Source organism: Thioclava sp. GXIMD4215 (genome assembly GCF_045291555.1).
GTDB classification, from domain to species: Bacteria; Pseudomonadota; Alphaproteobacteria; order Rhodobacterales; family Rhodobacteraceae; genus Thioclava; species Thioclava litoralis.
In genome coordinates, this window is the sequence record NZ_CP149515.1 from 338,858 (window position 1) to 361,171 (window position 22,314).

The window sequence follows — 22,314 nt, forward strand, 5'->3', positions numbered from 1 at the left end:
GTGGCCAGGAAAGTGTAGGAAAGATGAGCAAAGACTATCAGGTTGCGGCGCTTTGGATCGGCGGCAAGATGAGCTTTCTGGAGGTGCTGTGCCTGAAAAGCTTTGTCGATGCGGGCCAGCATATCACGCTGTATTCCTACGAGCCGATCCCCAATGTCCCCGAAGGGGTGGCGATTGCCGATGCCAACGAGATCCTCTCGGCGGACCAGTTCCTGCGTCATGGCCGCACCAATTCGCCCGCGCTGCATTCGGACCGCTTCCGCTATCACCTTCTGGCCAAGCATGACCATATGATCTGGGCCGATACCGATGCCTATTGCGTCAAACCCTTCACTACCCCCACGGGGCATTTCTTTGCGTGGGAAAGCAAGGAAGGGGTGAATGGCGGCGTGCTGGGGCTGCCGCAGGACAGCGAGGCGCTGGGGCGGCTGATCGAGTTCACCAATGACGAATATGCGATCCCCACATGGTATGGCGATGACTACACCCGCGAGCTGGAAGCGGCCCGCGACCGTGGCGAGCCGGTCCATGCCGGTGACCAGCCTTGGGGCGTCTGGGGCCCGCATGGCCTGACCCATTTCCTGAAGGAAACGGGCGAGATCAAATATGCGATGCCGCAAGAGGCGCTTTATCCCATCGACTACAAATGGCGCGCCAAGATGACCCAGCCGGGCTATGACTGGCAAAAGCATATCACCGAGAAAACCTATTCGATCCATTTCTACGGCCGCCGTTTGCGGGCGCGGATCAATGACAAACATGGCGGCATCCCGAAGCCGCGCAGCTGTGTCGGCATGCTGATGACCAAACATGGCGTGCTGCCCGACGGGTCGATCCTGACAGCTGCGGCCCCCGCGCCGGTTCCGGCCCCCGAAGGCGCCAGCGGTGCGGCAGCAGAGGCGCTGCTTGCGAAAACCGGACTGACGCGCGTGGAACGGATTGCCGATCTGGGGGCCACCGCCCCCGATCTGCTGCAGGCCGCCCAGAGCCGTTTCGATTGCGATATCGACCTGATCGACCTTGCCCCCGATGGAAGCTGGCCCGCTCTGGCGACGCCCCATGCGCAGGGGGTGAAGGCTCAGCTGGTGGCAGGCGGTATTGATGGCGCGCGCATCCGTATCGTGACCCAAGCGGCAGAGGTGAAGCCCGCCGATCTGGTGCTTTCGCTGGCAAGCTTTGGCGATGTGGCGAAAGTCAAGCATCTGGAGCCGCTGATGGGGCGCCTGTTCCATGCCGATAGCCGGATGCTGATGGATATCCGCGCCGGTAGCGGGGCCTTTCCTTTCCTCAAGCCCTATGGCGAGAACGAGGTTCTTGAAGATCTGGCGGGAAGGGGAAATGGCAAGATCAGCCGGGTGCTCTTCAGCCCTTTTGCCCCTAAGGCCGAAAGCGATCCGGCCTGGGCAAAGATCGCGCGCGAACTGGCAGGCCCCGAGGGGTTCTATACCGATAACGGCCAGCATAGTTTTCTCTACGTGCCGCGCGGGCGCACCCTTGTGGTGACCTTCGACAATCTTGATATCGCGATGGGCAAGCGCGAGGACCGCCGCCCTTGGGGCTATAGTTTTATCGAAAAACAGGGCTGGTCGATGCTGGGGGCTATGGCGGGCGGCTGGACATGGTATCGCGACCCTTGGGTGATGGCTGAATTCGACCGGCTGGCCGCCGAGGGGTTCTTTGCCCAATTCGACCGCGTGGTGTTTTACGGTGCTTCGATGGGCGGCTATGCGGCCTGTGTCTTTTCGGCGGCCTGTCCGGGGGCGGATGTGGTGGCGATCTCGCCGCAATCCACGCTGGATAAAACCGTGGTGCCGTGGGAGACGCGCTATAAAACCGTTTGGGGGCAGGATTTTTCCGGCAAATATGGCGATGCGGCGCAGGCGAGCCTGACGGCAAACCGTGTGAGTATCCTCTATGACCCCTATGAGCCGCTGGATGCGGGCCATGTGGCGCGCTTCACCGGCGAGAATGTGGTGAAGCTGCGCGCGCCGCTGATGGGGCACAGGCTGGGGTCGTCACTCAGCCAGATGGGGATCTTGCAGCCGATCATCCTCAAGGCGCTGGAAGGGCAACTCAGCCCCAATGACTTCCATATGGCGCTGCGGGCGCGGCGGAATTTCCCGCGCTACCAGAAGGAGCTATTCAACCGCTGCGTGGCCAAGGGCCATCTCTCGTTGGCGCGACGGCTGGGCGCGTGGGTTCTCAAACGTAATGATAACGCGGCGGTGAGGAAAGCCCTGCGCGATCTCCCGAAAACCTGATTTGAGTTTTCGCGCCCCGCGTGCAGATTGATATGTGTCAAAGTCCTCCGTCTCCTGTGGGACTAGACAAAGGTCAGGTGGATCTATCTCCCTCTAGCCGGTTTCCGGCAAGATCCACCCATTGCGGGTCAACGGGCATTCTCCCTTGCCCGATCCGAAGAAAGCGCCGCGGGTCTCCCTCCTGCGGCGCTTTAAATTTTCGTGGCGCTTCAAATTTCGGACGCAGTGGTGGTTGTGCGGCGTGTCTGTGGTCCGAGGGACGATGGTCGGCGGCGGTGCTCCGGCTTTGCGGCACAAGGTTTGCGGCACAAGGGCGGCTCTTGCTCGGGCGGCAGTCAAAGGCCGGTCGCGCATCGCTCGGCGGCGTGCCCCGTCTGGCCGCGCGCCGGTCTTGCAGCAGGCCCGCTTTACAACATACCTGTCGGGGCGGGAGCGCCGCTTATTCGGTGCCCATGCCTGCGCCTGTGCCCGTATCTGCATCGGGGGCAGGCTGCGCGTCATCCCATTTGCGCATGTAGTCGGTCTGGTAGACGCTGCCATCGCCCTGCGACCCTTCCAGCGGCTTGCGCACCACATAGAGCAGCATGACCGGCGAATTCAGCGGAAGCTGGCGGCTCAGGCGCGGGCGCTTGCCGGTGTCATTGGGGTTGGTGGTGGTGGCAAAGGCATTGGCGAAATTGGGCAGCATCGGCTGCAATTTCAGATCAAGCACCTCATAGCCCAATGTCCTCTGCCAGAAGCCGAACACCATTTCCGGCGTGATCTGGTAGAAGCCGTGGTTGATCCAGCCATTGCAGGGAGAATGCCCGATCAGCGTGCCGCCCGGGCGCAGCATGGCATTGAGATTGCGGAACGCGGTCGGCAGATCGAAGATATGCTCGCAGGTGCCGCCATCATAGACCACGTCGAAATGGTGGTGCAGCGCCTCGGGCAGGGGCTTGCTGAGATCCTGCACCAGCGAGGCCCCTTCGAAATCCGACATATCCATCGAGTCAACGGTATCGAAGCCGAGCTTGCGGATGAAATGCTCGGAATAGATCGATTGCGGGTCTTTCAGATCGGCCTCGCTCAGGCCGGGAAGATATCTGGCAATCGTGTCGGTCAATAGCTGGGCCGAAGCCCCCTTGCGCGAGCCGATCCATCGCTGGCGACCGAGCATCACGAAATTGCCGGAAAGGCGATGGGTCTTCACTGTCTCGATCAAACGGGCGCAAAGCGTGTCGGGAAGGGCCATAATGAACCTTTCAGCTAAATCTATCCTCTTGAAGTTCCTTGTGTTCGCATATCCGGCCCTAACTCTTGGTTAATGCCCCCCCCTGCGCCAATAAAAAAGCGCCCCCGTCTGGGGGGCGCTGGTAGAACCGGCAGGCTATGGTGGGATCAGAGGATCTTGACCTGCGATCCCACGGGGCACAGCTCGAAGAGTTGCTCGACCTGTTCGTTATAAAGCCCGATACAGCCCGACGAGCTGCGACGCCCGATCTTGCGGGTGTCATGGGTGCCGTGGATGATATAGGCGGGCCAGCTGAGATACATCGCGCGGGTGCCCAAGGGGTTGTCGGGACCGGGCGGCATGTAATGCAGCGAGGGATCCTTTTCGAGCATCGATTTGGTCGGCGTCCAATCGGGGCCGACTTTCTTGCGCACGATCTCGGTATAGCCGCGCTTGGTCAGCGCATCGGTCATCGGCACGGAGGTCGGATAGAGGCGGTAATCGGCACCGTCGACGGCCCAGTAGTGCAGGGCTTTCGAATGGGTGTCGGCGATCAGCGTCACGCGATCGAGCCGGTCGAAATGGTCCTGCCAATGGATCTCGCGGAACGCCGAGATATTGTGGCGCGACGGCGCGGCCACGATGGCCGGTTGCTGCGCCATAGGAATGTCTTGCGTCGCGGCACGTGCAATCGCGGGGGCGCAAAGCGCCGCACCACCCAAAAGCAGGGCGCTGCGCCGCGAAAGGTGACCGGAACGGTCTTGAGACATGGTGTGAACTCCCGTTCAGAATTCTGAATATGAGCAAAGTCGCATGAAAGACCCCGCTCGCTCAACTCACGCCTGCTCACGCAGATGCGATCTTCGCAGAGGTGATGTAAATGCAACTCCTACATCTACCTTCCACGAAAAACCCTCCCCGAAACACGAGGAGGGCAACCCTGCTGGCTATGGCCAATGCACAGCCTTGATCGTGTCGGACCTTATTTCGGCCCGATCATCATCACCATCTGGCGGCCTTCCAGCTTGGGCATGTTCTCGATCTTGCCCAGCTCGCCCACGTCATCCTTGACGCGGTTCAGAAGTTCGAGACCCAGATTCTGGTGTGCCATCTCCCGACCGCGGAACCGCAGGGTGACTTTCACCTTGTCGCCGCCTTCAAGGAATTTCTTCACCGAGCGCAGCTTGACCTCGTAGTCATGGACATCGGTCCCCGGACGGAACTTGACCTCTTTGACCTCGATGATCTTCTGCTTCTTGCGGGCTTCGGCTTCGCGTTTCTGCTGTTCGTATTTGAACTTGCCGAAATCCATGATCTTGCAGACCGGAGGTTTGGCATTGGGGGAGATCTCGACGAGGTCAAGCCCGGCTTCCTCGGCCATAGCAAGCGCCTTCGACGGGGTCACTACACCAACATTTTCACCTTCCGCGCCGATCAGACGAATTTCAGGGGCGCGGATCCGTCCGTTCACGCGAGGACCAGTGTCGCGGGTCGGCGGGGCATTATGGGGTCTGCGGGCTATGGCGTTAATCCTTCTGTAGCCTAAAATCAGTTGGCGCATAAAATAGGACCGCGCGCGACCGGTTTCAACCGCAAACGCACCCGCCGGTCCAAGAAACCCCAGATTCTGCCAAGGCGGGAAGCCGGATCGGGGGATTGGCGGCGGACCGGGGCGCATCCTGTGACGGATGCGCTTTTTCTGGGCGGTCCCTGTGCCTAGGCGCTGCGGCGCAGGGCCTGCAGGGCCTCAAGGGGGGGAGACTCACCATCGGTCAGCTCGATCAGCTCATGGCGGATGTCGGGCATATCGACCAATGTGGCCAGTGCGCGGGCGACATTGCCGCGTTTGACGGTGCCATAGGGCAGGGCCAGTCCTGCCGCGATCCTGCCGTCCTCGTCTTCCGTCACCAGCGTGCCGGGGCGCAGGATGACCCAAGACAGCGCGCTGCGCACCACGGCGGCATCGGCCTCTTTCTTGACGCGCATGTAATGTTCGAAATTCGGGTTCGGCTCTTTCCACCGCCCTGCTTCGGGAAAGGCGGAGACAAGGTAGAACCGGTCCACCCCCGCACGTCCCATTGCCGCCATCACCTCGCGCGGGCCCTCGCCATCGATACGCGAGGTGCGATCCAGCCCCGATCCTGCGGCCCCCGCCGAGAAGATGACGATGTCATGGCCCTCGATCATCGGGGTCAGATCCTGTGCGGTAAGCTCCATCATATCGCCCAAAACGGGGCTGGCCCCCTGGGCGGTCAGTTTTGCGGCCTGTTCGGGGGTGCGATGCAGGGCCGTGACCTCGTGTCCGGCCGCGATCAGCATGGGCAGAAGGCGCGCCCCAATACCGCCCGTCGCACCGATGAGAAAAATATGTGCCATTGGGAAATCCTTTCTGGTTTTTCACATCTAGGGCGCGCGGGGCGGATCGTCACCCGCTCTTGCGTTTTGCAGGCCCATAGGGGGCTATGCGCCATATAGCCGCCGGGACCGGCTCTTTCCACGCGCAGCCCCCCTCCGTGCCGGGGGCTCCAAGATCGCGCCCTATGGTGTCGGGATGTAGGGGGCGGAACGACGATGGGAAATGAAAAAGGCCCCCCGCAGCGCGGAGGGCCGTGAAAAACTGTCAGCGGGATCAGACGCCTTCGCCGACGAAGGCTTTCTCGACCACATATTCACGCGGCTCGGAATTGGCACCTTCGCGCAGGCCGAAGCTTTCGAGCACGTCCATCACGTCCTTGTTGAACGCCAGAGACCCGCAGACCATGGCGCGGTCGGTTTCGGGGTTCATCGGCGCAAGGCCCAGATCCTCAAAGACCTTGCCCGACTTCAGGTTGTCGGTGATGCGACCCATATGGTGGAATTCCTCGCGGGTCGCGGTCGGGTAGTATTTCAGCTTGCCCTCGACCATCTCGCCGATCAGCTCGTCATTTTGCAGACCCTCGACCAGCTGCTTGCCGTATTCCAGCTCTTCAACCGTGCGGCAGGTGTGCATCATGATGACCTCGTCGAATTTCTCGTAGGTCTCGGGGTCGCGCATCAGGGACGCAAAAGGCGCAAGGCCGGTGCCGGTGGCCAAGAACCACACGCGCTTGCCCGGAAGCAGCGCATCATGGACCAGAGTGCCCACGGGTTTGGGGCGCAGGATGATCTCGTCGCCTTCCTTGATGTGCTGCAGACGTGAGGTCAGCGGGCCATCCGGAACCTTGATCGAGTAGAATTCCAGCTCTTCGTCCCAATTCGGCGAGGCAATGGAATAGGCGCGCAGCAGGGGCTTTTCCTTGCCGGTCTTCTCGTCGGTCTGCATCAGGCCGATCATCACGAATTCCCCCGAGCGGAAGCGCAAAGATTGCGGGCGCGTCACGCGGAAGGAAAACAGGCTGTCCGTCCAATGCTTGACCGAGGTGACGGTCTGCGCATCGGGGAGGGTTTTGACGGGCGGGGTTTTGGTTGCAGATTCGGTCATGGCGGTCTCGTGTTTGGTCCGGAGGGCATAAAGAAGGCGTCCGGAAAGAACATATCGAACGGGTATGGCGAAAGGCTGAACCCGAAAGGGATGGCGTTAGCGTGCTGGGGCCTGCCATAGCGCAGAGCCGCGCCTATGGCAAAGCCTGATCTTAGCCCATCAGACGGCGACGGTAAGAATGCTCCTGCCAGTCGGCGCGAAACACCCATTGATCCTGCGGCTGGCGGGTGGCCAGCTCATCCGAGATCTCGACCTCGTCAAAACCGGACCGGCGCGCCATGGCGTATTGGTCGGCAATCACATGGCCACGGGCGCGCAGACGGCCCGCAAAGCCCAGATCGCGCAGCCGGCGACCAAGGGTAAAGCCGCGCCCGTCGGCAAAGGACGGGAAGTCGCAGATCACCAGCTCGGCCCCTTGGGTCAGGGCAGCAAGCTGCGCCGGATCGGTATCGGAGGGCAGCACCACCGGCGCGCCCGTGAAATCATCGGCATGAAAGCCGTCATCGCGTACAATCTTGCTCATGCGACGGTTTCTCCTTTGGAGGTTTCGTCAATTACCTTGCCATCGGGGCCCACTCGTACGGCCTTGCCGCCGATGAAATGGATCCCGCATTCAGTTTTGGATTGCCCGCGCCAGCGGCCAGCGCGGGGGTCTTCGCCCGGCTTCACGGGGCTGGTGCAGGGGGCGCAGCCGATGCTGGGGTAGCCCTTGGCCACCAGCGGATGTTTCGGCAGGCGGTTCTGGATCATATATTCCTGCAGATCCTCGCGCGTCCAATGCGCCAGCGGATTGATCTTCATGCGGGTGGGGGTCTCTACCTCGAAGAAGTCGATCGCCGCACGGGTCCCCGACTGATAGCGCTTGCGCCCCGTGATCCACGCATCGAACTTGCTGAGCGCGCGTTCCAGCGGCACAGTTTTGCGTAAGGTGCAGCAGGCATCGGTGTTGAACTGGTGCAACGTGCCATCGGGGTCCTCGAAATCGAGGTCCTTCTGGTCGGCGGTGATCACCTGCACACCGGTCAGACCCAGCTTCTCGGCCACCTCTTTCTGGTAATCGAGCGTTTCCTGAAACAGCATATGCGTGTCGATGAACAGCACAGGCGTCGCCGGACGGATCAGCGACACCATATGCAACAGCACCACCGATTCCGCCCCAAAGGACGAGACCATCGCCACATCGCCCGTGTCATGGTCATCCAGCGCCTTCTCCATCACGGTGATGGCGGCATGATGCTTGTAGCGGCTGTTCAGCCCTGCAACGCGGTCCTCGATCGAGGCCCAGCCGTCACGCGGCATTCTTTTTAGCTGCGTCTCCATACAGCGCCTCCTTGAAAGGTTCGGCACCAAGGCGCCGATAGGCCGCGAGGAAGGTCTCGTCCGTGGAGTTGCGTTTCTCCAGATAGGTCTTCAACAGACGCTCGACCGCGGGCACCACCTCGTCATAGGCAAAACCGGGGCCGGTGCGCTCGCCGATGGCGGCGTTTTCCGTCGCATCGCCGCCCAGCGTGATCTGGTAGTTCTCGACGCCCGCACGGTCGAGCCCGAGGATGCCGATATGGCCCACATGGTGGTGACCGCAGGCATTGATGCAGCCCGAGATCTTGATCTTCATCAGACCGATCTCGTCTTCCAGATCCAGCTCTTTGACGCGCAGCGCGATCTGCTCGGCCACGGGGATCGAGCGGGCTGTCGCAAGCGCGCAGTAATCCATGCCGGGGCAGGCGATGATATCCGAGGTCAGCCCCGCATTGGCCGTGGCCAGACCCGCCTTGGCCAGCGCGGTAAACAGCGCCGGAATATCGCCCTTGGCGACATGCGGCAGGATCACGTTCTGCTCGTGGCTGATGCGCAGCTCGCCATAGCCATATTGATCGGCCAGATCGGCCATCAGGCGCATCTGCTCGCCCGTCGCATCGCCCGGCGTCTTGCCGTGCTCTTTGAGCGAGATCACCACCGAGAGATGGTTCTCGACCTTATGGGCATTGGTATTGCGGTTGACCCAACGCGCCAGCGCCGGATCAACCGCCACAGCCGCCTCCAGTGAGGAAGGGTCGGTGTTCTTGAAGGCGGGCGGGGCGAACTGGCGCTCGAGATCGGCCAGAACCTCCTGGTCATAGCCCGAGAATTTCGCGCGGGTCTTGGCGAATTCCTCATTGACCAGCTCGCGCATCTTCTCGATCCCGTTCTCGAAAACGGTGATCTTGATGCGGGCCTTATATTTATTGTCGCGGCGACCGATGATGTTCCAAGTGGAGACAACCGCCTCGAGATAGGGCAGCAGATCGGCCTTGGGGATGAAATCGGTGATCACCTGACCGATCATCGGCGTACGGCCCAAACCGCCGCCCACAAGAATACGGTAGCCCTGAACGCCCTCCTGTTCGACCAGCTCCACCGCCAAGTCATGCACCTTCAGCGCCGCGCGGTCATGGGTCGAGGCGCCGACGGCGATCTTGAACTTGCGCGGCATGAACTGGAACTCGGGGTGGTCGGTGGACCACTGGCGGATCAGCTCGGCTGTGGGGCGCGGGTCGGCGATCTCGTCGGTGGCGGCACCGGCGAAATGGTCCACGGTGGTGTTGCGGATCGTATTGCCCGAGGTCTGGATCGCATGCATCTGCACATCGGCCAGCGCATCAAGAATATCGGGGATATCCTTCAGCTTGGGCCAGTTGAACTGGATGTTCTGGCGGGTGGTGAAATGGCCATAGCCCTTGTCGAAGCGATCGGCAATCATGCCCAGCTGGCGCATCTGGTCCGAACGCAGCGTGCCATAGGGGATTGCAATCCGCAGCATATAGGCATGCAGCTGCAGGTAGACGCCATTCATCAGGCGCAGCGGCTTGAATTCATCCTCGGTCAGCGAGCCGTCGATGCGGCGGGCCACCTGAGCACGGAACTGCTTGCAACGCTCGCGCACGAAAGCTTCGTCGAAATCGGAATAGGTATACATCGCGCGCTCCTGTTACTGGCTGGCTGTTTCGGCTTGCTTGCCGTGGAAGTAGTTCGACGGACCGCGGGTCCGGAAGGCTTCGCGGAAATGGGTGGGCTCGGGGCCGTTCTCCCCCATCTTCGCATCGGCCAGATAGGGGCCGACGGCGATCTCCGGCTGGCCTTGGGCCACCAGCATCCGCATTTCGGCGATGGTCTCGTCCTCGATGAATTCGGCCTGCGCATGGTCGCGCACCCAAGACCCGTCGGCGGCGAGATAGATCACATCGCCTTCCATCAGATCATTGGCGGTCAGGACTTTCGGCGTGAATTTACGTGCCATCAGAATGCCTCCTCACGGGCTTGCTCTCGGGCGTGATGATCTGGCTGGTGAAGATCGGTAAGGGTGTGGGTCTTTGTCGAAAGGCGGGGCGCAAGGCCCAGAAGGATAATGGCGGGCCCCACACAACACCCGGCCACCTCGGGCAGGGTTGCAAGGGTCGCGGCCCAGATTTTCTGTTCGGTCTGGGCGACATTCTCGACCAGTGTCACGGGCGTTCGGGCCGAGGCCCCGTGCATCATCAGGCGGCCCTGAATGAATCGGGCGGCTTTCTTGCCCATATAGATGGCTGCGACCGCGCCGGGAAGGGCCAGACGCGCCCAATCGGAATCCGTATAGCCTTTGGTGTCATGGCCGGTCAGGAAGTTCAGCTCGGAATTGCGGCCCCGCTCTGTCAGGCTCTGGCCGATCGCCGCCGTCGCGGCAGAGGCCGAGGTGATGCCGGGCAGAACCCTGAAGCCGATGCCGGCCAGTTCGAGCGCGGTGATTTCCTCGTTCATACGGCCAAAAATCGACGGATCGCCGGATTTCAGCCGCAGGACCCTGCGTCCCTGAAGGGCAAACCCCAGCAGCAGGCTGGTGATATCGGTCTGATCCATACTGGGGCCGAAGCCGCGTTTGCCGGTCTCGATCCGCGTGGCCTGCGGGCCGATCAGCGCCAGCACCCCCGGCCCGACCAGCGCATCATGCAAGACAACATCCGCCTCGGCCAGTGCCCGCGCCACCGCCAGCGTCACATGCTCGGCAGACCCCGGACCCGCACCGGCAAAGGTGACAAGGGGGGGCATCTGGGCGTTTGACGGGCTGTGAGACATTTGCATAGACCTCTGGCTTTCAGGCTGTAATATAGGAAATTATTCCCCTGTGGCGCTATGGGGTCTTGCGAATAAGGATGTATGTTCGTAAGCCAAATAAACTTGGAACATATGTTCCGTTCACCGGAGGTTGGGCGAATGTCAGTCCGTATTGACGACATGGATCGGAAAATTCTTTCTCAGCTCCAGCTGGATGCGAGCCAATCGCTGGATGATATCGCGCGCAAGGTCGGCTCGTCGAAGACGCCCGTGTGGAATCGTATCCGCAAGATGCGCGAGGCGGGGATTATCGGCCAGCAGACTGCCATTCTGGACCCCGAAGCCCTTGGTTTCGATGCCTGTTTCTTCGTATTGATCCGCACCTCGGAACACGAGGCCGACTGGCAGCAGAAGTTTCTGGCCGCCCTGCGGGCGCGCCCCGAGGTGATGGAGGCCCACCGGCTGGCGGGCGATATCGACTATATCCTGAAGGTGCGCGTGCAGAACGCCCGTGCCTATGACGCCTTCTATCAGGCGCTGATCTCCGAGGTGAAGGTGCATAATGTCACCGCCCTCCTGTCGATGGAAGAGATCAAGAATACCACCATGCTGCCTTTGTAATCAGGGGGCCGTTACATATGTGCCGGCTCGCGGGGAGGTTTCCTGCGCCGGGTTTTTCCTGCGGCAAAGCGATCTCGCATTTGCCGGTTCTGGCGCTAGTAATGCACCTTCAGCGTATTCAGCCCGTGGAAGGGATAGAGGTCGGCATAGGCGGGCGGCTCGGTCAGCGTCAGGCGGGGCAGACGTTGGATCAGCACTTTCAGCGCAATCTGCATCTCCATCCGTGCCAAGGGGGCTCCCAGACAGAAATGGGCGCCTGCACCGAAGGCATGATGCGGCTTGCCCGGACGCTGTGGGTCGAAGCGGTCGGGGTCATACCAGATGGCGGGATCGCGATTGGCCCCTGCCAGCAAAAGCCCGATCCGCTCCCCGCGGGCAAAGACCTGCGTGCCGATTTCCATATCCTCTTTCACCCAGCGCAGGAACAGATGCAGCGGCGGGTCGAACCGCAGGGCCTCTTCCACAAGCGCGGCAAGGGCGGGCGCGTTGTCTGCGGCCTCCTGTGCGGCGGCCCAAAGCTGGGGCTGGCGCAAAAGCTGTGCCAGCGCATTGCCCAGTGAGTGCACCGTCGCCTCGTGTCCGGCATTCAGCAGCAGGATCGCGGTCGACAGGATTTCGGCCTCGCTCAGCCCGCGATCCTCATCGGTTTCCGTTGCCAGTAGCGCCGAAAGCAGGTCATCGGCGGGGCTGAGGCGGCGCTTGGCCATCTGCCCGCGCAGGAAGGCGCCAAATTCCAGACTGGCCGCGACGGCGGCGGTTTCGACCTCGGGGCTACGTCGCGCCTGATACATCCCCACCATCGCATGCGACCAGCGCAGCAGGTCGGGGGCGGTGGCGTCGTCCAGCCCCAGAAGGCGGGCGATGATGATGGCGGGCACATGCTGGGCATAATGGGGCAGCAGGTCGCACCCGCCTTCGGGCAGCGCGTCGATCAGCTGATGGCACAGCGCCTCGATTTCGGGGGCCAGGGCCGCGATCCGCCGTGAGGTGAAGGCCCGTAGCACCTGCGCGCGCAATTTGGCATGGGGCGGGCCGTCAAGTTCCAGCATGCTATGCGCTTCGAGATCATAGAAGGGCGCAAGATGGGCGGCGGGCGTGGTGCCGAAACCGGCAGGGGCCGCGCGGCCCAGACGGCGGTCGCGCAGACAGCCACCGACCACGGTGGAATGCGCGGTGACCGGCAGGCCCCAATCCTCCCAGAAGACCACCCGTCCGGCCTGCCTGACACGGTCGTAAAACAGGTAGGGCGCCTGCACGAAGGCGGGATCGCGCGGCGATTGCTGGAGGCGGGGCAGGGAGCTGGGCAGGGAGCGGGGCGCTGTCATCGGGCCATTAAGCGCGGGCTTCGGGGAAATGGCAAGCCATGCAAACGGTTGACACATGCCCTTCTGCGCCGGATGACAGATTCATGCAAAACACAGTCGCGCCTTTTTTGTCGAAGAAACACCTGCGTCGGGGGGCAGGGCTGTTGCTGGCGGTGACGGCCCTGATCTGGGCATCCGTCTCGGTCTGGTATCACGCGGCGGATCGGGGCATGGCGCAGGCCCGCGCCCGTGGGCAGGCCGATCTGCGGCTGGCCTCCGACCGGCTGGTGGCCGCGCTGTCGCAATATCGCGAGGATGCGGTGCTGGCGGCGGATCATCCCTATGTGCGGGCCTTGGCGGCGGGGGACGGGGTCTGGTCGGCGCAGGAAGTGGCGCAGACCCTACAACGGTTTGCCGATCTGGCGGGGGCCGAGCATCTGGTGCTTTTGCGTCCCGACGGGCGGGTGCTGGCCGCGCCCGAAGGCACCCCTGACCGTCTGCCGATGACGGAAGATGTCGCGCGGGCGGCGCAGGGGGCTTTGGGGCGGTTCCACGGCGTGGAGGGGCGCGGCACACATCGCATCTTCGCCTTTGCCGCACCGGTTTTTGCCACCCGCCCCGCGCGGGGGCGGCAGGTGGTGGGCATCGTCCGGCTGACGCTTGATGCCGAAACGGTCGAGGCGACGGGGCGGGGCGATCCGCTGCCGGTCTGGTTCAGCGATGATCAGGGGGTGGTGTTCACGGCCAACCGTGCGGGGCTGATTTTCCGGCGGGCGGCAGATGCGGGGCCCGCCGATCCGCGGATCTATCCTGCCGATGTGCCTTTCGTGACGGTGCCTGTCCGCGAGCGGGTGATTGCGGGGCAGACCATTCTTTGCACCCCGCAATGCGCCTTGCCAGTGGTGCTGGATCTGCCGGTGATCGGGCTGACGGGGCATGCCGAGGTGCCGGTGGACCCGATCCTGCATGAGGCGCGGGTGCAGATGTTTGTCGTGGCGCTGGCCATGCTGGCGATCGGCGCGCTGTTTGTCACGCTTTGGGCGCGCAGGCAGGCGCTGGCCGACCGTCTGGCCAGCGAGGCCGCGCTGAATGCCGCGCTGGAAAGCCGTGTGGCCCTGCGCACGACAGAGCTGCGCGAGGCCAATGCTGCGCTGCTGCGCACACAGGCCGAACTTGTTCAGGCCGGAAAACTGTCGGCCTTGGGCCAGATGTCGGCAGGGATCAGTCACGAGCTGAACCAGCCTTTGATGGCGATTGGCTCTTTTGCCGAGAATGCCGGCATTTTTCTGGCGCGCGGGCAACAGGATCGGGCGCGCGACAACCTGCGCCGCATCGGCGAGATGTCGGACCGGATGGGGCGCATCATCCGCAATCTGCGGGCCTTTGCCCGCCCCGAGACCGAGCCTGCCTCGCCCGTCGATATGGCGCGTGTGATCGAGACGGCGCTCGAGATTGCGGCGTCGCGGCTGGCGGGGGTGCCGCTGGACTGGGCGGGGCTTGAACAGCCGGTCTGGGTGATGGGGGGCGAGACGCGGCTGGCACAGGTGGTGGTCAATCTGCTGTCGAATGCCGTCGATGCCTGTGCGGGGCAGGACCGGCCGCAGATTCGCATGAGACTTTGCGCGCAAGGCGGTCTGGTCCGGCTGGAAGTGCAGGATAACGGGCCGGGCATTGCCGATCCCGAGCGGATGTTCGACCCGTTCTATTCCACCAAAGAGGTGGGGACGAATGAAGGAATGGGGTTGGGGCTGTCGATCTCTTACCGCATCGTGCAGAGTTTCGGGGGCACGCTTACAGGGACCAATCTGCCGGATCCGGCGCGGGGCGCGATGTTTGCGCTGACCCTGCGCCAGCCCGATACAGAGCCCGATACGCAGACCGATAGGGAGGACGGAAATGGGAACGGTCAATAAGGTGCTTCTGGTCGATGATGACCGTGCCGTACGCGAGGCTCTGTCTCAGACCATCGAACTGGCCGATCTGGAGCCGGTCGCGGCGGGCAGTTTTATCGAGGCGAAAGACCATCTGACGCCAGAGTTCGCGGGGATCGTGGTCAGCGATATCCGCATGCCGGGGCGCGACGGGTTCTTCCTGCTGGAATATGTGCGCGGGCTCGACCCCGAATTGCCGGTGATCTTGCTGACGGGCGAGGGCGATGTGCCCTCGGCTGTGCGCGGTATGACGGGGGGGGCGTTCGACTTTCTGGAAAAGCCCTGTGCGCCGCGCGACCTGCTGGCGGTGGTCGAGAAGGCGATGAAAACCCGTGCCTTTGTCATGGAAAACCGCGCCTTGCACCGCGAGGCCCGTAAGGGCGATGCGGCCGCAAGGATGCTGGTGGGCCATTCCGAGGTGGCCGAACGCCTGCGCGACGCCTGCCGTCTGGCTGCGCGTTCGGGCGCGGAGGTGCTGGTGACGGGCGCGCCGGGGGCGGGAAATTCCAAGGCTGCCGAGGTGATCCACCTGCTCTCGGCTGCGGCACAGCGCCCCTTCGAGAAACGTTCGGCGGCGGGGCTTGCCCCCGAGACGCTGGAACAGGCCTTTGCCACAGCCGATGGCGGCACGCTCTATCTCGACGAGATCGCGGATCTGCCGCAGCCGGTGCAGTTCACATTGCTACAGCTTCTGGAAACCCAGCCCGCCACGCGGCTGATTGCGGGCACCTATCGCGACCTCGAGGCCGAACGCGATGCGGGGCGTTTCCACCCCGATCTCTACTGGAAGCTGGATGTGCTGCGGGTGCGGGTGCCCGCGCTGGCCGAGCGGCCCGAGGATATTCCGGTGCTGTTTCGCCATTATGTGCGACTGGCCTGCGAGAATTCGTCGCTGGCCATGCCCGATATCCCGCAGCTCTATCTGCAAGGGCTTGCCGCGCGCGATTGGCCGGGCAATGCCCGCGCGCTGATGTCGGAGGCGATGCGCTTTGCCATGGGGCTGAGCGGCACCGAGCAGGCCGAGGCCGAGCCGGGCCTGACCGAGCAGATGGCCCAACTGGAGCGCGGCATTCTGGTCAATGCGCTGGAGCGCCATCAGGGGCGGGCCTCGGATGCGGCCAAGGCCCTGAAACTGCCGCGCAAGACCTTCTATGACAAGCTCGCGCGCCACGGCCTAAAGCCCGAGGATTACCGGCTGTGACAGATCACGCGGATGTGCGGAATTTCGCACCACTCTGAAACGAGGCTGTGCGATTTGTCGCACAACTTCATGGGCATGCTTGGGAGTATTGGCCGCAAGTATCTGTATTTATGTGATTTATTATTTTATGCATATCTGTATTGCGAAGGATGCATGGCAATCTCCATTCTGTGTCTCATGGAGAGGGGCGCGACATCGCGCCATATGGATCTGGGAGGAGCCCCCATGAAAGTTACCAAAGCCGTCAAGGCCTTCGCGCTGGCATCGACTGCCATTATCGCCACCGCAGGTCTGGCCAATGCTGCCTGTGATGACGGCGAGATGGTCATCAAGTTCAGCCATGTGACCAATGCCGACAAACACCCCAAGGGGATCGCGGCGGCGGCCTTTGCCGAGCGCGTGAACACGGAAATGAACGGGAAGGTCTGTGTCGAGGTCTACCCGAACTCGACGCTGTATAACGACGATCAGGTGTTAGAGGCGATGCTGCAGGGCGATGTGCAGATGGCGGCACCGTCGCTCTCGAAATTCGAGACCTTCACCAAGGTGTTCCGCATTTTCGATCTGCCCTTCATGTTCAAGAATATGGATGCCGTGGAAGAGTTCCAGCAATCGCAAGCCGGTCAGGATATGCTGGCGTCGATGGAACGCCGCGGCCTGATGGGACTGGCCTTCTGGCATAACGGTCTGAAGCAGTTCTCGGCCAACAAGCCGCTTCTGCTGCCGAGCGATGCGAAGGGTCTGAAATTCCGTGTGCAGCCCTCGGACGTGCTGGTGGCACAGATGAAGGCGCTGGATGCCAGCCCGCAGCCGATGGCCTTCAAGGAAGTGTATGGCGCGCTGCAGACCGGCGTTGTGGACGGGCAGGAAAACACCTGGTCCAACATCTACGGCCAGAAGTTCTACGAAGTGCAGGATGGCACGACCGAAACCAACCACGGTCTGCTTGACTATATGGTTGTCGTCTCGACCGACTGGTGGGACAGCCTCGATGGCGATATCCGCGACCAGCTGGCCACCATCATGGCCGAAGTCTCGGCAGACCGGAATGCCGCCATCGCGCAGGTCGATGCCGATAACCGTCAGGCGGTCATCGATGCAGGGGCCGTGGTGCGCGAACTGACCGACGAGCAGCGTCAGGCATGGGTGGATGCGATGAAACCCGTCTGGGCGCAGTTCGAGGGCGATGTCGGCGCCGATAACATCGCGCTGGCGCAGGAAATCAACGCCAAGCACTAAGCTGGAACGGCCCGAGCGGCCATCACTCACGGGTTCCAGCGAAGGCTCCGCGCGCCATGTGCGGGGCCTTTCTCGGGCCATGCCCGATCACCCGATCATCACCACTTCAACAGGGGGCAGGGATATGTCTTCCCATGACACCACGCCAAAAGGTCCGTTTGGCGCCTTTATCGACGCGCTGGAAGAAAACGCGATCGCCTTTATTCTGGGCGCGATGACCTTGATCACTTTCGTCAATGTCGTGCTGCGCTATGTCTTCAATGCCTCGTTGATCTGGGGGCTTGAAGTGGTGCTGATCCTCTTTGCATGGCTGGTTATTCTGGGGGTGTCCTATGCCTTCAAGAAAACCGCGCATCTGGGGGTGGATGTGATCACCAATATGCTGCCTGCGCGCGGCAAACGCCTGATGGCGGTGGTCTCGGCGCTGTGCTGCCTGCTTTACGCGATTTTCCTGCTGAAAGGCGCGTGGGATTACTGGGCTCCCTATGCGGGCCTTGACCAGACCTCGGGCCATTGGTTTCCCACCGGTTTCGAGAAAACCCGAGACCGCGCGTGGTATGAAACCGATCAAGTGCCGATGCTGGAGATTTTCCGCTGGCTCGAGCCGCTGATCAATCAGGGCGAAGCCTATGACAAGCTGCCCCGCGTCATCCCCTATTTCATCCTTCCCTTCGGTGTGGCGCTGATCACCCTGCGCATCCTTCAAGCCCTGATCCGCGTGATCAAAGGCACCCAAGACAGCCTGATCGTCAGCCATGAAGCCGAAGACGACGTCGACCGCGTGGCACAGATGAACGCCACCGCTGCCGGTAAGGAGTAACCCCAATGGAAGTCATTCTGCTCTTTGCGGTCATCGTGGGCCTGCTTTTGCTGGGCGTGCCGATTGCAGTCTCGCTGGGCCTCAGCTCGATCCTGTTCCTGCTGGCCTTTTCGGAAACCTCGCTGGCTTCGGTTGCGCAATCGCTCTATCAGGCGATGGCTGGTCACTACACGCTGCTGGCAATCCCCTTCTTCATCCTCGCCTCCAGCTTCATGTCCACCGGCGGCGTTGCCAAACGGATCGTGCGCTTTGCCATCGCCTGTGTGGGCCACTTCCACGGTGGTCTGGCAATCGCGGGGGTCTTTGCCTGCATGATCTTCGCGGCCCTGTCGGGCTCGTCACCCGCAACCGTTGTGGCCATCGGCTCGATCGTGATCGCGGCGATGCACCAGATGGGCTATACCAAGGACTTTGCCGCAGGTGTCATCTGTAACGCGGGCACGCTGGGCATCCTGATCCCGCCGTCGATCGTGATGGTGGTCTATGCCTCCACCGTCGAAGTCTCAGTCGGGCGCATGTTCCTTGCAGGCGTCATCCCCGGCATCCTCGCGGGCCTGATGCTGATGGTCGCAATCTATATCTTCGCCCGTATCCGCAAAATGCCCAAAGGCGAATTCGCAGGCTGGGGCGAGATCGGCTCGGCCTTCAAGGACGCTTTCTGGGGTCTGATGCTGATCGTCATCATCATGGTCGGTATCTATGGCATCCCCGGCGTGACCGGCGCGATCTTCACGCCGACCGAAGCCGCAGCCGTTGCCTCTATCTACGCATGGATCGTCGCAAACTTCATCTATAAGGACATGGGCCCGCTCAATGACAGCGAGACCAAAAAAGCCGACCTCCTGCACCGCCCCTATGCGCTGGTCACAGCCCTGTGGCACAAGGACACCCGCAAAACCCTCTTCGAGGCGGGCAAGCTGACCATCACCCTGATGTTCATCATCGCCAATGCGCTGATCCTCAAACACGTCCTCACCGATGAGCAGATCCCGCAGAAAATCGCCAATGCGATGCTCTCGGCAGGCTTCGGCAAGATCATGTTCCTCGTGATCGTCAACCTGATCCTGCTGATCGGTGGCCAGTTCATGGAACCCTCGGGGCTCATCGTGATTGTCGCACCGCTGGTCTTCCCGATCGCAATGGAACTGGGCGTCGACCCGATCCATCTGGGCATCATCATGGTGGTGAATATGGAAATCGGCATGATCACCCCGCCGGTCGGTCTCAACCTCTTCGTCACTTCGGGCGTGGCGGGCATGTCGATGATGCGGGTGGTGAAGGCGGCCCTGCCATTCCTTGGCGTGCTCTTCATCTTCCTGATCATGATCACCTATATCCCGTGGCTCTCGACCTATCTGCCCACCACCTTCATGGGGCCTGAAACGGTCATCAAATAACGCCTCCACCCAAACGAAGAAAGCCGCCCCCCGGGGCGGCTCTCACATTTTCGCTTTCCAGCTGCTGAAAATATCCCGGGGGAATTGGCCGCAGGCCAAGGAGGCAGAGCCCCCATTTTCAGCGCCCCCTATCAGGCCTCAATGCCCGCCGTCTCCAAAGCCGCAATGATCGCGCCGAAGTCACGGGCCTTCAGGCTCGCGCCGCCAACCAGCGCCCCATCCACATTGGACACCGCAAAAATCTCCTCGGCATTCGACGGCTTCACCGAGCCGCCATAAAGCAACCGCATGCCCTTGGCCTCTTCGCCAAAGGCTTTGCCCAGCGTCTCGCGGATGACATCATGCACCTCGGCAATCTGCTCCAGCGTCGGTGTGCGCCCCGTGCCAATGGCCCAGACAGGCTCATAGGCGATGACCGTGTTCAAAGCCGTCGCGCCCTCGGGGACCGATCCCGCAAGCTGCGCGCCAATCACCTCCAGCGTGCTGCCCGCATCGCGCTCGGCCTCGGTCTCGCCCACACAGATCACCGCCGTCAGACCCGCCGCATAGGCCGCCAGAGATTTCGCCGCCACATCCGCATCGCTTTCACCATGATCGGCGCGGCGCTCGGAATGGCCCAGAATAACGGCCGAGGCGCCGGCGTCCTTCAGCATCTGTGCCGAGATATCGCCCGTATGCGCCCCCGAGGTCTTCGCATGGCAATCCTGACCGCCAATCGCGATCCGGCCCGCAGCCGCCTCGGCCATCGGCGCCAGAAGCGTCGCAGGCGGGCAGATCAGCACATCGCAGTCCGCGCCCGAATGCGCCTCCACCAGCGCGGCAATCTCGGCCAGATCGGCCTTCAGCCCGTTCATCTTCCAGTTTCCGGCGGCTAGTTTCCGCATGCTGTCCTCCTCGATAACGCAAGTCGCGCCCAGACTAGGTCAGGGCGCGGGCAGGGGAAAGGGGCCATGCGGCAGGATCGGCGCGGTTAGCGCTAGAAGCGTCAGCCTTTCAGGCGCGGCACGCCATCCTCGGGCTGTGTCTCGGCGCTAAGTTCGCCAATGTCCTTGAATTTGATGGATTCTCCGCAGCCGCAGCTTTCCGCCACATTCGGATTGCGGAATTTGAACCCCGATTCGAGAAGGCCCGTTTCGTAATCGATTTCGGTGCCGATCATGAACATCTGTGCGGTGGGCGCGATCAGCACACGGGCCGCACCTTCCTCGATGACCATATCCATCGGTCCCGCTTCCTGTGCGATTTCCATCGTATATTCCATGCCTGCACAGCCGCCTTTCTTCACGCCGATGCGGAAACCGGCGGCATTCTCGCGGCTCATGAGCTTGGCGATGTGCTTGACGGCGGCGGGGGTCATGGTGACAGCGGGCTGCCCGGGAATACCAAACATGGGATGCTCCTTCGATGAAGCTGTAATTTAAGGGCTATGCTGCGGGATTCCAAGGGCCGGAATGCCGATAGGGGGTAGATGCGCCAACAGGCCCAGCGTCAGATATGCACAGGCAATCGCCCAGCCGAACGAGGCCAGCGTGCCGATGATCACATATTCATTGGCAGCATTATGGTCCGGCCCGCCCTTGGCCTCGAAGCGCAATATGGATTTGGCGGCGATCAGGAAGCCGATCCCCTGTGGCTGGCCGGTCAATATCAGCACGAAAATCAGAGCGCGTTCCAGAAGGCCGATCAGTTGACCGCCTTTCGGCAGCCCCCCTTGGGGCGCACGTTCGGCGAGCGGCTGCATCAGCGCGCCAATCACGAAGCCGCCTACGCGCACGGTCAGCACCGCCCCCGCCACAAGCGCGAAAACCGTCGGCAGATAGGTTGCCAAACCGCTTTGGGTTTTCATCCAAAGCGTGTGTGCCCAAAGATCGGGCAGGGTTAGTGCCAAGGCGCAGATCACCAGCCAATGCGCGGCCTGATCGGCCAAGAAGACCCGCAGTGCCGTGCCGCGCAGCCTGGGCTTGAGGGCGTCGATCAGAAAATGGCTGGCCAAGATGGCGACGAAGGCCAGCGCGCCCTGCGCGTCAGGCGCGGGCAAGAGCAGGGCGAGCAAAAGCGCATGAACGCCCATGTGGCGCGCCAATGCGGGCAGGCGGCGGGCCAGCGGGCCAGACGCTTTCTTTTCGGCCATCTTGGTGCTTTGAAAGATGAAATCCCCCAGCAGATGGGCAAGGAGAAGTGCTGCGAGACTGGCGGCGATCATGCGGCCTCCCATTGGGCCAAGGCCTCGGATATCGGGCCGAACCCCGCGCCTTGCAGGGCTTGCGCCACCGCCTGACGGGATTTGCCCAAGGCCTCCGCCGTGGCCTGTTGCGAGGGCGCGGGCAGGGCCAGCATCTCGCGCAGGGTCTCGGCCTGTTTCTGCGTCCAGCTTTTGCTGAGCGCATCGGCCAGCCGCACCGCAGCCGACCATGCGCCCCCCGCAGCATGGTGGAGTTCGGCCCCCGTTATCGCGTCCAGCAACCGCCCCGAGGCCACAAAACCCGCCCCCTGTGCGGCATTCAGATCGCCATTTTCGGGGATCACGCCCGCGCCCCGCGCCATCGCGATACGGGTGTCCAGCATCGGGTCCACCGCGCGCAGGCTGGCGCGGACCAAAAGCGCCAAGCGCAGGTCCAGAAGCGCGGCCTCACAGGCCATCTGCCAGCCGTCCCCTCGGTGACGGCTGATCCAGACCGCTTTGGGAACCGCCTCGGCCACGCATTCCAAAGCAGCAAGCCCCGTCTCGATCAAGGCGGGGGGCAGGTCGGAAGAGCCGACAATATCACCTGTGAGAACCGCATAGTCCATCTGCAAGCA

22 protein-coding genes are annotated in these 22,314 nt (G+C 62.3%); 7 read left to right on the forward strand and 15 right to left on the reverse strand.

Features of this window, described 5'->3' with window-relative positions:
* Positions 1-23 precede the first annotated feature (23 nt).
* Positions 24-2,261, forward strand: coding sequence for a hypothetical protein (locus WDB86_RS01630; RefSeq protein WP_406736408.1), 2,238 nt, complete (start codon positions 24-26; stop codon positions 2,259-2,261).
* Between the two features lie 439 nt (positions 2,262-2,700).
* Here WDB86_RS01630 and WDB86_RS01635 read toward each other — a convergent pair whose 3' ends face one another.
* The 10 genes from WDB86_RS01635 to cobA all read right to left on the reverse strand — a co-directional run bounded on the left by WDB86_RS01635 (position 2,701) and on the right by cobA (position 10,996).
* The gene (locus WDB86_RS01635; protein WP_406736409.1) at positions 2,701-3,495 is read right to left on the reverse strand and encodes a methyltransferase domain-containing protein; all 795 of its coding nucleotides are present in this window, start codon (positions 3,493-3,495) and stop codon (positions 2,701-2,703) included.
* Between the two features lie 146 nt (positions 3,496-3,641).
* Positions 3,642-4,244: a L,D-transpeptidase gene (locus WDB86_RS01640; RefSeq protein ID WP_339107543.1), complete on the reverse strand. Its 603-nt coding sequence runs from the start codon at positions 4,242-4,244 to the stop codon at positions 3,642-3,644.
* 212 nt (positions 4,245-4,456) lie between these two features.
* Positions 4,457-4,996 (reverse strand): translation initiation factor IF-3, encoded by a 540-nt coding sequence (infC, locus tag WDB86_RS01645; RefSeq protein ID WP_406721666.1) that lies wholly within the window; start codon positions 4,994-4,996, stop codon positions 4,457-4,459.
* A 194-nt stretch (positions 4,997-5,190) separates the two neighbouring features.
* The gene (locus WDB86_RS01650) at positions 5,191-5,850 is read right to left on the reverse strand and encodes an SDR family oxidoreductase (RefSeq protein ID WP_339107541.1); all 660 of its coding nucleotides are present in this window, start codon (positions 5,848-5,850) and stop codon (positions 5,191-5,193) included.
* 253 nt (positions 5,851-6,103) lie between these two features.
* Positions 6,104-6,934: a ferredoxin--NADP reductase gene (locus WDB86_RS01655; RefSeq protein ID WP_406736410.1), complete on the reverse strand. Its 831-nt coding sequence runs from the start codon at positions 6,932-6,934 to the stop codon at positions 6,104-6,106.
* A gap of 151 nt (positions 6,935-7,085) precedes the next feature.
* Positions 7,086-7,457: a DUF934 domain-containing protein gene (locus WDB86_RS01660; protein ID WP_406736411.1), complete on the reverse strand. Its 372-nt coding sequence runs from the start codon at positions 7,455-7,457 to the stop codon at positions 7,086-7,088.
* Positions 7,454-8,254, reverse strand: coding sequence for a phosphoadenylyl-sulfate reductase (locus WDB86_RS01665; RefSeq protein ID WP_339107538.1), 801 nt, complete (start codon positions 8,252-8,254; stop codon positions 7,454-7,456). Before WDB86_RS01665 ends, WDB86_RS01660 begins: the two co-directional genes overlap by 4 nt.
* Positions 8,223-9,890 carry a nitrite/sulfite reductase gene (locus WDB86_RS01670; protein ID WP_406736412.1) on the reverse strand — a complete coding sequence of 556 codons (1,668 nt, stop codon included), beginning with the start codon at positions 9,888-9,890 and terminating at the stop codon, positions 8,223-8,225. The genes WDB86_RS01665 and WDB86_RS01670 overlap by 32 nt, the downstream gene beginning before the upstream one ends.
* Positions 9,891-9,902: 12 nt before the next feature.
* Complete coding sequence (locus tag WDB86_RS01675; RefSeq protein WP_339107536.1) at positions 9,903-10,211, reverse strand: DUF2849 domain-containing protein; 309 nt, start codon at positions 10,209-10,211, stop codon at positions 9,903-9,905.
* Positions 10,211-10,996, reverse strand: coding sequence for a uroporphyrinogen-III C-methyltransferase (gene cobA / locus WDB86_RS01680; RefSeq protein WP_406736413.1), 786 nt, complete (start codon positions 10,994-10,996; stop codon positions 10,211-10,213). The genes WDB86_RS01675 and cobA overlap by 1 nt, the downstream gene beginning before the upstream one ends.
* Positions 10,997-11,161: 165 nt before the next feature.
* On the opposite strand from cobA, the gene WDB86_RS01685 reads away from it, so the two are divergent.
* The gene (locus WDB86_RS01685) at positions 11,162-11,623 is read left to right on the forward strand and encodes an Lrp/AsnC family transcriptional regulator (protein ID WP_339107534.1); all 462 of its coding nucleotides are present in this window, start codon (positions 11,162-11,164) and stop codon (positions 11,621-11,623) included.
* Positions 11,624-11,718: 95 nt separating this feature from the next.
* On the opposite strand, the gene WDB86_RS01690 is transcribed toward WDB86_RS01685, so the two are convergent.
* Positions 11,719-13,005 (reverse strand): cytochrome P450, encoded by a 1,287-nt coding sequence (locus tag WDB86_RS01690; RefSeq protein ID WP_406736414.1) that lies wholly within the window; start codon positions 13,003-13,005, stop codon positions 11,719-11,721.
* A gap of 26 nt (positions 13,006-13,031) precedes the next feature.
* On the opposite strand from WDB86_RS01690, the gene WDB86_RS01695 reads away from it, so the two are divergent.
* From WDB86_RS01695 to WDB86_RS01715, 5 genes are all read left to right on the forward strand, one after another.
* Positions 13,032-14,840 (forward strand): sensor histidine kinase, encoded by a 1,809-nt coding sequence (locus WDB86_RS01695; RefSeq protein ID WP_406736415.1) that lies wholly within the window; start codon positions 13,032-13,034, stop codon positions 14,838-14,840.
* Positions 14,824-16,059, forward strand: a complete 1,236-nt coding sequence (locus tag WDB86_RS01700) for a sigma-54-dependent transcriptional regulator (protein ID WP_406736416.1) — start codon at positions 14,824-14,826, stop codon at positions 16,057-16,059. Before WDB86_RS01695 ends, WDB86_RS01700 begins: the two co-directional genes overlap by 17 nt.
* A 225-nt stretch (positions 16,060-16,284) precedes the next feature.
* The gene (locus tag WDB86_RS01705) at positions 16,285-17,298 is read left to right on the forward strand and encodes a TRAP transporter substrate-binding protein (protein WP_339107530.1); all 1,014 of its coding nucleotides are present in this window, start codon (positions 16,285-16,287) and stop codon (positions 17,296-17,298) included.
* Between the two features lie 124 nt (positions 17,299-17,422).
* Positions 17,423-18,118: a TRAP transporter small permease gene (locus WDB86_RS01710; RefSeq protein ID WP_406720915.1), complete on the forward strand. Its 696-nt coding sequence runs from the start codon at positions 17,423-17,425 to the stop codon at positions 18,116-18,118.
* 5 nt (positions 18,119-18,123) lie between these two features.
* Positions 18,124-19,515: a TRAP transporter large permease gene (locus WDB86_RS01715; protein ID WP_406736417.1), complete on the forward strand. Its 1,392-nt coding sequence runs from the start codon at positions 18,124-18,126 to the stop codon at positions 19,513-19,515.
* A 131-nt stretch (positions 19,516-19,646) separates the two neighbouring features.
* On the opposite strand, the gene tpiA is transcribed toward WDB86_RS01715, so the two are convergent.
* The 4 genes from tpiA to WDB86_RS01735 all read right to left on the reverse strand — a co-directional run bounded on the left by tpiA (position 19,647) and on the right by WDB86_RS01735 (position 22,305).
* On the reverse strand, positions 19,647-20,399 hold the full coding sequence (tpiA, locus tag WDB86_RS01720) for a triose-phosphate isomerase (protein ID WP_406736418.1): 753 nt from the start codon (positions 20,397-20,399) through the stop codon (positions 19,647-19,649).
* 101 nt (positions 20,400-20,500) lie between these two features.
* Entirely contained in the window at positions 20,501-20,905 is a 405-nt protein-coding gene (locus tag WDB86_RS01725) for a HesB/IscA family protein (protein WP_406720912.1), read from the reverse strand.
* 27 nt (positions 20,906-20,932) lie between these two features.
* Positions 20,933-21,718 carry a DUF3307 domain-containing protein gene (locus WDB86_RS01730; protein ID WP_406736419.1) on the reverse strand — a complete coding sequence of 262 codons (786 nt, stop codon included), beginning with the start codon at positions 21,716-21,718 and terminating at the stop codon, positions 20,933-20,935.
* Positions 21,715-22,305, reverse strand: a complete 591-nt coding sequence (locus WDB86_RS01735) for a MarR family transcriptional regulator (protein WP_406736420.1) — start codon at positions 22,303-22,305, stop codon at positions 21,715-21,717. The genes WDB86_RS01730 and WDB86_RS01735 overlap by 4 nt, the downstream gene beginning before the upstream one ends.
* Positions 22,306-22,314: the final 9 nt, after the last annotated feature.